Genomic DNA, 12,260 nt, shown 5'->3' with positions numbered 1-12,260 from the left:
TCTTCCGGGCGCCCCCGCTGTAAGGGGGAGAGGACGGAGATTTCCAGTTCCACTTCGGGCAGTTCCTCCCGGGCCAGGGGAGGGAAGCGGGGGTCGTTGAAGGCCGCGGACAGGGCCATCTCCTGCACCACCCGGTAGAGGGGTTTTTCGGACTGAAAGGTCCCGATACAGCCCCGCAGTTCGCCGTGTTTGTGCAGGGTGACAAAGGCCCCGCAGGGCTGATGCAGGCCCGGAAGCGGAGGCGGCACTTCCTGGGGCAACCTCTCGGAGAAGGCCGCCTCCAGGGTCCTTCGGGCCAGCCGCAGGAGATAGAGCTTTTCTTCCGGGCTAAGAGGCATTTTTTAACAGCTTAAGTAACTGTTCCCGGGAGAGTACCCCCGAGTGGGTCAGCCCGGAAGGAAATACATAGGTGGGGGTCCCCCGGATCCCCAGGCTCTTCACAAAACGGGCCCCTTCCTCCACCTTGTCCTTCCCCTCGCGACATTCCTTGGTGCCCTGATAACCCGCCACCAGGTCCTCAAATCCCTTTTTCTCACAGATGAGGGCAATGGCCTTCTGCTTGGCCCGGGGATGGAGCTGTTCCAGAGGGAAGAAGACCACGTTGACCCGGACTTTATTCTCCTGAATCAATTGCCAGAGGATCCTTTCCGCCTTCTTGCAGAAGGGGCAATCCGGATCGATGATGAAAAAGACCTCCGGACCCTTGCCCGCGGAAAAGGCCACATATTGACGCAATTTCTGGACCTGCTGGGGCGTGAGCTTGACCCGGTTCAGTTCGGAGATCCTCTCTCCGGTGAGATCGCGCCTCTTGGCGATCTCTATGATGCGTCCGGCCACCAGGTAACGGCCCGATTCGTCAATATAGGTGACCCCTTTGCGGGTTCCCTGCTGAAGGGTAACCTCGCAGAGCCCCTTTACCGCGGAGGGACGTACCGAGAGGATCTTCAGGTTGCCCGGGGTAAGATTGCGCAGGAGTTGCTGAACTTTCTGAGGGGTGGGACAGGCCCCGGCCGCCCCCGTTAGCCACAGAAAAAGACCCACTATCCATATATAACCCTTAAAGCGCATAGCCGACCTCCTTTTTAGGCCAAGATACCATCGGCCCGGAGGGGTGTAAAGGGTAGTTATCCCGAAAAATTGCGTTAAAGTAGGGCCAAATTTGGGCAGGAGGCAGGATAGATGTTTCGTAAATGGCATCTTTTTACTCCCGGGCCGGTTCCGGTGGCCCCCCAGGTCCTGCTGGCCGGAGCCGTTCCCACCCCGCATCATCGCTTGCCGGAGTTTTCGGCCCTGCTCTCGGAGATCCGCAGGGATTTACAGTACCTTTTCCAGACCCAACGTCCGGTCTTCTTCTTCGCCTCCTCCGGCACCGGGGCCATGGAGGCCGCGGTGGCCAATCTCTTTTCCCCCGGGGAAAAAGTGCTCGTCATTCGCGGGGGAAAGTTCGGCGAACGCTGGGGAGAGATCGCCGAGGGTTACGGCCTCTCTCCGGTGTATCTGGATGTGGAATGGGGAAAGGCCGTGCAGGCGGAGGAGGTGAAGTCCCGGCTGGACCGGGACCCGGAGATCCGGGCGGTTCTGGTTCAGGCCCACGAAACCTCCACCGGGGTGAAACACCCGGTGGAGGAACTGGCCGCCCTCTGCCGGGATAAAAATGTCCTCCTGGTGGTGGACGCCATCTCCGCCCTAGGGGTCTATCCCCTTCCCATGGATGAGTGGGGGATCGATGTGATGGTGGCCGGGTCGCAGAAAAGCCTGGCCCTTCCTCCGGGGCTTTCCTTCCTGGCCGTCTCCGAAAGGGCCTGGAGTCGGGTGGAAAAGGCCTCCGCCCCGCGCTATTACTTCGATTTGCGGCGGGAATGGAAGGCCTATCAGAAGGAGACCACGGCCTATACCCCGGCGGTTTCCCTGCTCCTTTCGCTTCACGCGGCCCTGCGTCTGGTGCGCGAAACCGGGCTGGAGAAACTCTTCGCCCACTATGCCCTGGTCTCCGAAGCCACCCGCCGGGCGGTGAGGGCCATGGGGCTGGAGGTCTTCCCGGAGGTGCCCTGCGAGGCCCTTACGGTGATCCGTCTTCCGGAGGAGGTGGATGGAGGCAAACTGACCCGGCTTCTGCGCGAGCGTTACGGGGTGGTGGTGGCCGGAGGACAGGGGAAACTCAAGGGACGGGTGGTCCGGATCACCCACATGGGGCACCAGAGTCCCCTGGAGGTGGTCCTGGCCCTTGCGGCCCTGGGACTCGGACTTTCGGAAATGGGCTTCCCGGTTAAAATGGAAGAAGGACTGGCGCAGGCCCTTGCTTTCATCGGCGAGAGGGGAAAGGAGGTTTACGCATGAAGGTGCTGGTTACCGATCCTTTGCTCCCGGAAGGGATAGAGATCCTCAGGTCCGGCGGCCTGGAGGTGGAGGAACGGCTCGGTCTCTCCCCGGAGGAACTCCGGGAGGCCATCGCCGAGGCGGACGGGATCATTATCCGCAGCGGGACCAGGCTTACCGCAGAGATTATCGAGGCGGCCCGGCGGCTCAAGGTCATCGCCCGGGCCGGGACCGGGCTGGACAATGTGGACATCGAGGCCGCCAGCCGGCGGGGTATCGTGGTCATGAACTGTCCCGGGGGGAATACCAATTCCGCGGCGGAGCATACCCTGGCCCTGATGCTGGCCCTGGCCCGAAACATCCCTCAGGCCATGGCCTCGGTGAAGGCCGGGCGCTGGGAACGTAAGAAGTTCATGGGCCGCGAACTCATGGGCAAAACCCTGGGAATCATCGGTCTGGGGCGGATCGGTTCGGTGGTGGCCGAGCGGGCCCAGGGGCTCAAGATGCGGGTGGTGGCCTATGACCCCTTCGTAACCCCGGAAAAGGCCTCGGAAATGGGAGTGGAATTGCTTTCTCTGGACGAACTCTACGCCCGGGCGGATATCATTACCATCCATGTCCCCCTGACCAAGGAGACCTATCACCTCATCAACGCCGAGAGCTTCGCCAAGATGAAGGACGGGGTGCTGCTCATCAACTGCGCCCGGGGAGGTATCGTGGATGAAATGGCCCTCTATGAGGCCATGAAGAAGGGGAAGGTGGCCGGAGCGGCCCTGGACGTGTTCGAGACCGAACCCCCGGATCCCAAGCATCCGCTCTTTGAGATGGAAAACTTCGTCTGCACCCCTCACCTGGGGGCCTCCACCCTGGAGGCCCAGAAGAACGTGGCCGTGGCCGTGGCCACCCAGGTGGTGGATTTCCTGGTCCACGGAGTGGTGCGCAATGCGGTGAACATGCCCTCGGTCTCCGCGGAGGCCCTGCGCGTGCTCAGGCCCTATCTCACCCTGGCGGAAAAGCTGGGCAGTCTTCAGGCTCAGCTGGCCGAGGGGCCGATCACCGAGGTCCAGATCGAGTATCAGGGAGAGGTTTCCCGTCTGGATACCAGTCCTCTCACCCTCTCCCTGGTAAAGGGACTTCTGTCCCGGGCCCTGCGGGAGGACGTAAACTACGTGAACGCCCTGTATCGGGCCAAAGAGAGGGGGATCAAGATCACCGAGAGCCGCACCGAGACCGCCGAGGATTTCCTCAATCTCATCGGGGTGAGGGTGAGGTTCAAGGGCGGCGAGAACTATGTGGCCGGAACCCTCTTCGGAAAAAGGGAGCCCCGCATTGTGCGTATCAACGATTTCCGTCTGGATGCCCTGCCCGAAGGGCCCATGCTTTATATCCACAACGAGGATCGTCCCGGGGTGATCGGTCTCATCGGGGTTACCCTGGGGGAGGCTGATCTTAACATTGCCCGGATGTATGTGGGCCAGGAGCCGGAAAAACGGCGCAATGTGATCCTCCTTTCGCTGGATCGGTTGCCGGAGGAGAAGGTCCTTTCGGCCCTGCGCAATCTACCCCATGTATTTTCGGTAAAACCCCTGGAGCTTTAAGGTTTATGCGGATAAACCTGCGCGATCTAACCCTGGAGGAACTGGAAGAGTTCATGACCGGCCTCGGTGAGCCGGCTTACCGGGGCCGGCAGATCTTCCGCTGGCTGACCCGGCCGGAGGTGGAGGACTTCTCGGTAATGACCGATCTTCCCAAGAGCCTGCGAGCTAGACTTTCCGGGATAGCCACCGTGGCCCTGCCCCAGCTCGTGGAACGGAAACTCTCCACCGACGGAACGGCCAAGCTGGGGCTCCGGCTCTCCGACGGCGAGGTGGTGGAATGTGTGCTCATCCCGGAAAGAGACCATTTTACCCTCTGTGTTTCCACCCAGGTCGGCTGTGCCATGGGCTGTCGTTTCTGTCTTACCGGGCGCATGGGATTCCGGCGCAACCTCTCCACCGGAGAGATCGTCTCCCAGGTGCTCCTGGCCCGGCACTTCATGGAGGAGTCCGGAATCGCCGATCGTCCCCTGCGCAACCTGGTCTTTATGGGCATGGGCGAGCCGCTGGCCAACTATCGACACCTGGTCAAGGCCCTGAAGATCCTCACCCATCCGCAGGGGTTCCATTTCGCCCGCAAACGCACCACCGTTTCCACCGTGGGTCTGGTTCCTCAGATACGGGCCCTGGCCGAGGAGTTTCCGGTGGCCCTGGCCATTTCCCTCCATGCCCCGGACAACGACCTGCGGTCCCGGCTTATCCCCGCCACCCGGCGTTATCCCCTGGAGGAGATCCTGGCCGCCTGTCGCGACTATCCCCTGCGCCGGGGAGCCCGCATCACCGTGGAATATGTCCTTCTTTCCGGGGTAAACGATCATCCCTGGCAGGCCCGGCGCCTGGTGGAGATCCTGCGGGGTATTCCGGTCAAGGTCAACCTCATTCCCTTTAATCCCCATCCGGAACTTCCCTTCAAGCGCCCCTCCGAGAGCCGGGTGCGGCGCTTTCAGGAGATCATCCTTTCCGAGGGAGTGGTGGCCACCGTGCGTAAGAGCAAGGGTCTGGATATAGGAGCGGCCTGCGGACAGCTCCGGGCCGAACTCTCCCTTTCCTGAATTCGAGTTTAAAATAGAAACCCTAAATGAAGGCTCCTTTAGGTCGGAGGATTCTGCGGTATGGAGTGGCCTTCCTTTTCTGGGTGCTCCTGGCCCTGGGAGCGGCCTATCTGCATCACCGTCTCTTTATCCGCCTCCCCGAACTGGACTGGAAGTACTTCCTGATCCCTTTTTTAAACGGGGTGGTCACCGGGGGGCTTTTTTGCGCGGTCCTCTATCTTTATGAGCGGGCCCGGTTCCAGAGTTATCTTGATCCCCTGACCGGGCTTTTCAACCGCCGCTATGCCATGGAATGGCTGGAAAACACCCTGAAGCGGCTGGAGCCCTTCTCTGCCGGGGTGCGATTGTCCATCGTCCTCCTGGATATAGACGACTTCAAGAACATCAACGATACCTTCGGACACCATGTGGGGGATCAGGTGCTGCGGACCCTGGCCGGTCTTTTCCGGGAGGAGGTGCGCCTGTCCGATCTGGTCTGTCGGGTGGGAGGGGAGGAGTTCCTCATCATCATGCCCCGCACCGACCGGCGGACCGCCCTGGAGGTAGCGGAGCGGATCCGCAGCCGGGTGGCGGAGTTTGACTTCCCTACGGTGGGGCGGGTTACGGTCAGCGCCGGGGTGGCCAGTCTGGGAAACGGCATGACCCTTACGGAACTCCTCATTCAGGCTGATCTCCATCTCTACCGGGCCAAGGACCAGGGCAAGAACCGGATTTACGGTTAGGCCTCGATCTCCGAGAGATTGGCGAAAGAGGAGTAGGGGGCCTGGAAGGCCAGCTTCACCACCCCGGTGGGGCCGTTACGCTGTTTCCCGATGATGAGTTCAGCCACTCCCTTGTGGGGGGTGTCCCGGTTATAGACCTCGTCCCGGTAGATGAAGACGATGAGGTCGGCGTCCTGTTCGATGGCCCCGGATTCACGAAGATCCGAGAGCTGGGGACGTTTGTCCGGGCGTTCCTCCACCCGCCGGTTGAGCTGGGAGAGGGCCACCACCGGGACGTTGAACTCCTTGGCCATGGCCTTGAGCGAGGAGGAGATCTCCGAGATCTCCTGTTCCCGCCGTTCCCGCCGTTCTCGGCTCTGAAGGAGCTGGAGATAGTCGATGATGATGAGCCCCAGACCGTGTTCGCTCATGAGTCGGCGGGCCTTGGCCCGCAGGTCCAGGATGGAAAGGGCCGGGGTATCATCCACAAAGATGGGGGCCCGGGTGAGTTTGTTGGCGGCAAAGGTCAGGCGTTGCCATTCGCTCTCGGAGATGCGACCGGTGCGCAGGGCCTGAAGGTTTACCCGGGCCTCGGCGCAGAGCATACGCATGGCCAGCTGATCGCGACTCATCTCCAGGGAGAAGATCCCCACCGGGATACCGGCTTCGGCCGCGGCGTAACAGGCGATGTTCAGGGCAAAAGAGGTCTTTCCCATGCTGGGCCGCCCGGCCACGATGATGAGATCCCCCGGCTGAAGACCGGCGGTGAGATGGTCGAACTCGGTAAAACCCGTGGGTACCCCGGTGATGAGCTCCGGACGCTGGTGGAGTTTCTCCAGGTTGCGGATGGCCTCCTTGACCAGGTCCTTTATGCTCTGGAAGCCCTCTTTTTCGGAATAGGCCCGCAGTTCAAAGATGGATTTTTCCGCCGCTTCCAGGATATCCTCCACCGGTTCGGTGGCCTCGTAGGCCCGGGCGGCGATCTCCGTGGCGGTGCGGATGAGACGGCGAAGCAGGGCCTTTTCCCGTACGATCTCCGCATAGTAAACCGCATGGGCCGAGGTGGGCAGAAGCCCCGCTAGCTCCGCCAGATAGGACGCTCCCCCGATGTCCTCCAGGGTGCCCCGGGAAAGAAGCTCGTCGTGTACGGTAACCAGATCGATGGGTTCGTGACGTTCGAAAAGGGCCAGCATGGCCCGATAGATCTCCGCATGGGCCTCCCGATAGAAGTCGTCCGGGGAGAGGATCTCCACCACCTTGAGGATTACCGAAGGGTCCAGGAAGATACTGCCCAGAACCGCCCTTTCCGCCTCCAGATTCTGAGGCGGAAGCCGGTCCAGCAGCAGAGCCGGGGCTTCCTTGCGGCGAGCCAAAACTATTCTTCCAGCGGTACCACGTTTATTTTGACCCTGGCGGTGACCTCCGGGGAGATTCGAATGGGGACTTCGTATTCTCCCAGGGTCTTGATGGGGGCCTCCAGCAGGACCTGTTTACGGGAGATCTCCAGGCCCTGCTCCGCCAGGGCATTAACAATGTCCTGGGCGGAAACCGAACCGTAAAGACGATCCTCCTCGATGACCCGCTGAGGCAGGGTGAGGGTGAGGGATTCCAGCTTTTCCGCAAGGCTCATATGTTTTTTGCGTTCCCGTTCGGCCTTGGCCAGGATGATCTGCCGCTCCCGCTCCATGGCCGCCAGATTCTTGCGGTTGGCCGGGATGGCCAGACCCTTGGGCAGGAGATAGTTGCGGGCATAACCGTCCTTTACCCGTACCACATCCCCGGGTTTCCCCAGCTTGGGCACATGGGTGCGCAGGATCACCTCCATGGTTAGCCTCCCATACGGACGATCTCTTCGGGCTCAAGCTCCGCCACAAAGGGAAGCAGGGCCATGATCCGGGCCCGTTTGATGGCTGTGGTGAGCCGACGTTGATGATAGGCACAGGTCCCGGTTTGACGGCGATGGATGATCTTGCCCCGCTCGGTAAGAAAGGGCCTGAGCACGTCGGGTTCCTTGTAATCAATCTTGAGATTGGGATCCGCGCAGAACCGACAGACCTTCTTGCGGGGGAAAAATCTCCTTCTTACCGTGGTCTGATCCGCCATAAGAGGGCCTCCTTAAACAAAATTTTAGGCCGCTTCGGCCGCGATTTCTTCTTCCTCGGGCTGATAACGATCTTCCAGTTTGACCACGATGAACCGGATCACCCGTTCATCTATGCGGAAGAATTGTTCCAGCCGGGGGGGAAGATCGGCGTTTCCGTAAAATTCTACCAGGATATAGTAGCCCTGTTTCTTCTTCTCGATGGGATAGGCCAGTTTGCGCATCCCCCATTCGTCCACCTTGAGCACCCTGCCGTCGTGTTCCTCCACCAGGCGCTGGATCCGATCCAGGACTTCCTGCCGCTCCTCCACCCGGTCGGGATGGATGATGAAAAGGGTTTCGTACTTGCGGATACGCTTGGGACGACGATATTCCAGCATCTCTAACCTCCCCTCGGTCTTGCGGCCCCCGGTGCCTCCGGGAGCAAGGAGTTAAAAATTAAAACCTGGTGGGCGGTGCTGGATTCGAACCAGCGACTTCCACCGTGTGAGGATGACGCTCTACCACTGAGCTAACCGCCCACCGCTTCCAAATATATCCCGCTTTTGGACCTGTGCAAGCCCCCTTCCCGGAAAACTCCATTTGCCTTTTTCCGGTAAGAGCAGTATCATCTAAACACGGTTATCGAAAGATGAATATTGTAGGCATAGAACCCCGAAATACACGCACGCATGTCTTTTCCGCCTTTCGTCTTCCCCGTCTGGCCCTCCCCCTCTTGGGGACCATGCTCCGGGATCGGGGACATCGGGTTACGGTATTCCTGGAGGAATGGGGAGAGGTGGACGAGTCGGTGGTGCGGGAGGCGGATCTAGTGCTCATCTCCACCATTACCCCCACCGCCCCCCGGGCCTATGCCCTGGCCGAGCGCATCCGTCGCACCTACGGCAAACCCGTGGTCCTGGGTGGTCCGCATGTAACCTTCTGTCCGGATGAGGCCCTGGAGTATGCGGATTTTGTGGTGCGCGGGGAAGGGGAGTTCACGGTGCTGGATCTGGTGGAGGCCCTTTCCAACGGAGGAGGGTGGGAGAAGATCGCCGGCCTTTCCTACCGGCGGGGCGAGGAAAAGATCCACAATCCGGCCCGGGAGGGGTTCGTGGAGCTGGACGATCTCCCGGTCCCGGATTTTTCCCTGGTGCCCGGGGTTTCAGCCGAAAAATTGCGCATCTACCCCATAATGACCTCCCGGGGGTGCCCGTACGGTTGCATTTTCTGTTCGGTTATTGCCATGTTCGGTCGGCGCTACCGGTATCGTTCCTCGGAGTTGATCCTGGAGGAACTCTCCCGCATCCAGGCCGGACAGCGCGTCTTCTTTTACGACGACAATTTCGCCGCCAACCGCAAGCGAACCAAGGAATTGCTGGAGAGCCTGGTGCGCCGGGGTTTTCGGGGAGGATGGTCGGCTCAGGTACGTATCGATATCTATAAGGACCCGGAGCTCCTGGAACTCATGCGCCGGAGCGGGTGTTTTGTGGTTTATATCGGGCTGGAATCGGTCAATCCCGAGACCCTCAAGGCCTTCCGGAAGGGAATTACCTATCAGGAAATCGAGGAAGGCATTCGCACCCTGCACCGTTACGGTATTCGAGTCCATGGGATGTTCGTTCTGGGGGCGGATACCGACACCGAGGAGACCATCCAGGCCACCCTGGAGTTTGCCCGACGGGTGGGGCTGGATTCGGCCCAGTTTTTGATCCTTACCCCTGTCCCCGGGACCCGGCTCTTTGAGGACTATCAAAAGGCCGGAAGGATCTTCGAAACCTCCTGGGATCTTTACGATGGACACCATGTGGTCTTCCGTCCGGCGCAACTTTCGGCCCGGCGCCTTCAGGAGCTCTCCTACCTTCTGCACCGCCGTTTCTATTCCCTGAGAGAGGCCCTGCGTTTCCTGCTTCGAGGCGATCTCTACGGGGCTTATCTGCGCTATCTGGGTCGGGGGTTCGTGAAACGCTGGTGGCGCGAGAACCGGGAATTTTTCCGGCGCCTGGAGGCGATGTCCTGAACCGGGAGAAACTTTCCTCGGTCCGTTCCCGGCTGGAGGAGGTTATCCGGGGGAAAGCGCAGGAGGTGGAGCTGGCCCTGGTGTGTTTTCTGGCCCGCGGACACCTCTTGCTCGAGGATCTCCCCGGCACCGGGAAGACCACCCTGGCCCTGGCTCTGGCCCGGGTTACCGGATGTGCCTTCCGTAAGGTGGCCTTTACCAGCGATCTTCTGCCCGCGGATATCTTGGGAGCCGAGGTCTGGCGCCCGGAAAAAGGGGTCTTTGAATTCAAACCCGGACCCATTTTTACCCATATTCTCCTGGCCGATGAGATCAATCGGGCCAGCCCCCGCACGCAGAGCGCCCTTCTGGAGGCCATGGCCGAGGGGAAGGTTTCGGTGGGAGGCAAGACCTATCCCCTTCCCCGTCCCTTTATGGTCATCGCCACCCAGAATCCGGAGGACCTTCAGGGCACCTATCCTCTGCCGGAGTCTCAGCTGGATCGGTTTCTCCTGCGGCTTTCCCTGGGCTATCCCGATCCGGAGGAGGAAAAGAAGATCCTTCAGGCCGACGGCTATTATGAGGCTGCCTGCGATCTTCCGGCGGTGCTTTCGCCGGAGGAGGCCCGGGCCCTCCAGGAAGAGGTCCGCCGGGTACGGGTCTCGGAGCGGCTTCTCGCCTATTTACTGGAGCTGGCCACGGAATCCCGCCGCCACCGGGAATTCCGTTACGGATTTTCCACCCGCGGACTCCTGGCCCTGAAACAGGCGGCCCAAGCCCTGGCCTATATCCGGGGGCGAGACTTCGTGACCCCGGAGGAGGTCAAGGCCGTGTTCGTACCGGTGGCCTATCCCCGTCTCCTTCCCCGGGCCGAAATCCCGCCTCCGGCCCGGGAGGAAATGCTGCGCGAATTCCTGGAACAGGTCCCGGTACCCCTGTGAAAACCCGTTTTCGGGTGCGTATAACCACCGCCGGGTATCTCTACATCGCCCTGACCCTGGCCGTGGCCCTGGCCGGGGTGAACACCGGAAACAACCTCCTGTACCTTTCCGCCTCGGCCCTTCTGGCCCTGATGACCCTTTCCGGACTCCTTTCCGTACTCAATCTCCTGGGGCTTTCCGTGAGGATCGAACCCCCGGAAGAGACCTTCGCCGGAGTCCCCTCTCCCTTCGGGATCCATCTTCAGGCCCGGGGCTGGCCCAGGTTCTTCCTGCGGGTGCGCCTCCTCGAGGGAGAGAGCCGGGTTCTTTATCTCCGGGACAGGTGCCGGGTTCTTCTCTGGGTCCGTCCTCCCCGCCGCGGCGAGATCCATCTGCCTCCCCTGGAGATCTATTCCGGATATCCTCTGGGCCTCTTCCGACGCTCCCGTTTCTGGCCGTTAGGGATACGTCTTCTGGTCTATCCCCGGCCCCTTCCCGGCAGGGTTCCCCTTTCGGTTCGGGATACCGTTCCGGCCCCTTCTTCCGGAGCCCGTTTCCGGCCACCCGAACCGGAGGAGTTCTCCGGCCTGGGCCCTTACCGGGAGGGTATTCCGGCCAGTCGGATTGCCTGGCGGGCCTCCGCCCGCACCGGGACCCTGCGCATGAAGGAGTTCGAGGGAGGCGGAGGGCGAACCCTGATCCTGGATCTGGGGGCTACCCCCTCGGAGGAGGAGCTGTCCCGGGCCACCCATCTTATCCTTCGCGCTCTGGGGGAGGGCTATGCGGTGGGGCTCAGATTGAAGGGGCAGGAGATTCCTCCGGGACGGGGGCCGCAAAAGCGCCGTCAGCTGCTGGAGGCCCTGGCCTATGCCTGAACTGCGCCCCCTTAAGGTGGCCTGGATCCTGGCGGTGGCCTCGGTGGTCCTTCCCGGAGGCTTCCTGTACCGGGATCTTTCCCCGGTGGCCCTCTTCTTCCTGGGCGGGGTCCTCCTGTGGATCTTCCTGCGGGAAAGACAGGGGGACCTCCGACCCCTCGGGGTGCGGGACCAGATCCTCTTACTCCTGCCCTTCCTTTTCTGGACCATCCTTACCCTGCGTCTGGAGACGCTGGTGGTGCGTTTTGCGGATCTGCTTTTGATCCTGGCCGGGGTGAAATTCCTGGGAACCCGGACCCCGCGGGACATCCTCCAGATCTATCTCCTGGGGCTTCTCCTGCTGGTGGCCGCGGCGGTATGGCGTTTCGACCTCCTTTACGGGGCCCTCTTTGCCCTGGAAACCGCCCTTCTCATTTCCGGATTGCTCTTTCTTTTTGCCGCCCAGGAGGGGGAGAAGATCCCTCTGGCCCTGGCCCGGCGGCTGGCCTTCCTGGGCGTGCTCACCACCCTGGGGGTTTTTGTGCTTACGGCATTCTATTTTCTCTTTCTCCCCCGTCCGCAATGTACCCTCTTTAGCGGGCCCTTTGGTTCCACTGTGCGCACCGGTCTTTCCGATCGGGTGGCTCCGGGGGAGATCGCCGCCCTTCAGGAGGATCCCAGCGTGGCCTTCCGGGTGCGCTGGCTCTCCGGGCTCCGTCCGGCCCGGCCCTATTTCCGGGTCT

General features: G+C 61.3%; 14 protein-coding genes and 1 tRNA gene. 8 read left to right on the top strand and 7 right to left on the bottom strand.

The genetic code is table 11. The features are described 5' to 3' along the window. Both amrA and F8J34_RS00410 read right to left on the bottom strand, forming a co-directional pair. Positions 1 to 338 (bottom strand): AmmeMemoRadiSam system protein A (gene amrA, locus F8J34_RS00415; RefSeq protein ID WP_297055184.1); only part of this gene is annotated, 338 nt, incomplete at its 3' end. Beyond that, positions 328 to 1,068 carry a DsbC family protein gene (locus F8J34_RS00410; RefSeq protein ID WP_297055180.1) on the bottom strand — a complete coding sequence of 247 codons (741 nt, stop codon included), beginning with the start codon at positions 1,066 to 1,068 and terminating at the stop codon, positions 328 to 330. The genes amrA and F8J34_RS00410, both read right to left, overlap by 11 nt. A 111-nt stretch (positions 1,069 to 1,179) precedes the next feature. On the opposite strand from F8J34_RS00410, the gene F8J34_RS00405 reads away from it, so the two are divergent. From F8J34_RS00405 to F8J34_RS00390, 4 genes are read left to right on the top strand one after another with little or no spacing between them, the layout of a single operon-like run. Beyond that, entirely contained in the window at positions 1,180 to 2,337 is a 1,158-nt protein-coding gene (locus F8J34_RS00405; protein WP_297055177.1) for an alanine--glyoxylate aminotransferase family protein, read from the top strand. Further along, a complete protein-coding gene (gene serA, locus F8J34_RS00400) occupies positions 2,334 to 3,914 on the top strand; it encodes a phosphoglycerate dehydrogenase (RefSeq protein ID WP_297055175.1) in 1,581 nt (526 codons plus the stop codon). The genes F8J34_RS00405 and serA overlap by 4 nt, the downstream gene beginning before the upstream one ends. Positions 3,915 to 3,919: 5 nt before the next feature. Then, positions 3,920 to 4,963 carry a 23S rRNA (adenine(2503)-C(2))-methyltransferase RlmN gene (gene rlmN / locus F8J34_RS00395; protein WP_297055173.1) on the top strand — a complete coding sequence of 348 codons (1,044 nt, stop codon included), beginning with the start codon at positions 3,920 to 3,922 and terminating at the stop codon, positions 4,961 to 4,963. Positions 4,964 to 4,989: 26 nt separating this feature from the next. Beyond that, a complete protein-coding gene (locus tag F8J34_RS00390) occupies positions 4,990 to 5,685 on the top strand; it encodes a GGDEF domain-containing protein (RefSeq protein WP_297055170.1) in 696 nt (231 codons plus the stop codon). Here the strand turns inward: F8J34_RS00390 and dnaB are convergent. The 5 genes from dnaB to F8J34_RS00365 all read right to left on the bottom strand — a co-directional run bounded on the left by dnaB (position 5,682) and on the right by F8J34_RS00365 (position 8,286). Continuing rightward, positions 5,682 to 7,037, bottom strand: a complete 1,356-nt coding sequence (gene dnaB / locus F8J34_RS00385; protein ID WP_297055168.1) for a replicative DNA helicase — start codon at positions 7,035 to 7,037, stop codon at positions 5,682 to 5,684. The two genes, F8J34_RS00390 and dnaB, sit on opposite strands and share 4 nt — an antisense overlap. Positions 7,038 to 7,039: 2 nt before the next feature. Further along, a complete protein-coding gene (gene rplI, locus F8J34_RS00380; RefSeq protein WP_297055165.1) occupies positions 7,040 to 7,489 on the bottom strand; it encodes a 50S ribosomal protein L9 in 450 nt (149 codons plus the stop codon). A 2-nt stretch (positions 7,490 to 7,491) separates the two neighbouring features. Continuing rightward, positions 7,492 to 7,767 carry a 30S ribosomal protein S18 gene (rpsR, locus tag F8J34_RS00375; RefSeq protein WP_297055160.1) on the bottom strand — a complete coding sequence of 92 codons (276 nt, stop codon included), beginning with the start codon at positions 7,765 to 7,767 and terminating at the stop codon, positions 7,492 to 7,494. Between the two features lie 24 nt (positions 7,768 to 7,791). After that, positions 7,792 to 8,145, bottom strand: coding sequence for a 30S ribosomal protein S6 (gene rpsF, locus F8J34_RS00370; protein ID WP_297055157.1), 354 nt, complete (start codon positions 8,143 to 8,145; stop codon positions 7,792 to 7,794). A gap of 66 nt (positions 8,146 to 8,211) precedes the next feature. Beyond that, positions 8,212 to 8,286: transfer RNA gene (locus F8J34_RS00365), tRNA-Val, on the bottom strand. A 110-nt stretch (positions 8,287 to 8,396) separates the two neighbouring features. Between F8J34_RS00365 and F8J34_RS00360 the strand changes: the two genes are divergently transcribed. The 4 genes from F8J34_RS00360 to F8J34_RS00345 form a co-directional block, all read left to right on the top strand. Then, positions 8,397 to 9,764, top strand: coding sequence for a radical SAM protein (locus F8J34_RS00360; RefSeq protein WP_297055154.1), 1,368 nt, complete (start codon positions 8,397 to 8,399; stop codon positions 9,762 to 9,764). After that, a complete protein-coding gene (locus F8J34_RS00355; protein WP_297055151.1) occupies positions 9,716 to 10,684 on the top strand; it encodes a MoxR family ATPase in 969 nt (322 codons plus the stop codon). The genes F8J34_RS00360 and F8J34_RS00355 overlap by 49 nt, the downstream gene beginning before the upstream one ends. Continuing rightward, positions 10,681 to 11,538, top strand: a complete 858-nt coding sequence (locus tag F8J34_RS00350; protein ID WP_297055148.1) for a DUF58 domain-containing protein — start codon at positions 10,681 to 10,683, stop codon at positions 11,536 to 11,538. The genes F8J34_RS00355 and F8J34_RS00350 overlap by 4 nt, the downstream gene beginning before the upstream one ends. Continuing rightward, positions 11,531 to 12,260 (top strand): DUF3488 domain-containing protein (locus F8J34_RS00345; RefSeq protein ID WP_297055145.1); only part of this gene is annotated, 730 nt, incomplete at its 3' end. The genes F8J34_RS00350 and F8J34_RS00345, both read left to right, overlap by 8 nt.

It is taken from the genome of Thermosulfurimonas sp. (assembly GCF_015491435.1).
Taxonomy (GTDB): Bacteria; Desulfobacterota; Thermodesulfobacteria; order Thermodesulfobacteriales; family Thermodesulfobacteriaceae; genus Thermosulfurimonas_A.
This window is presented reverse-complemented; position numbering and strand designations above follow the sequence as displayed.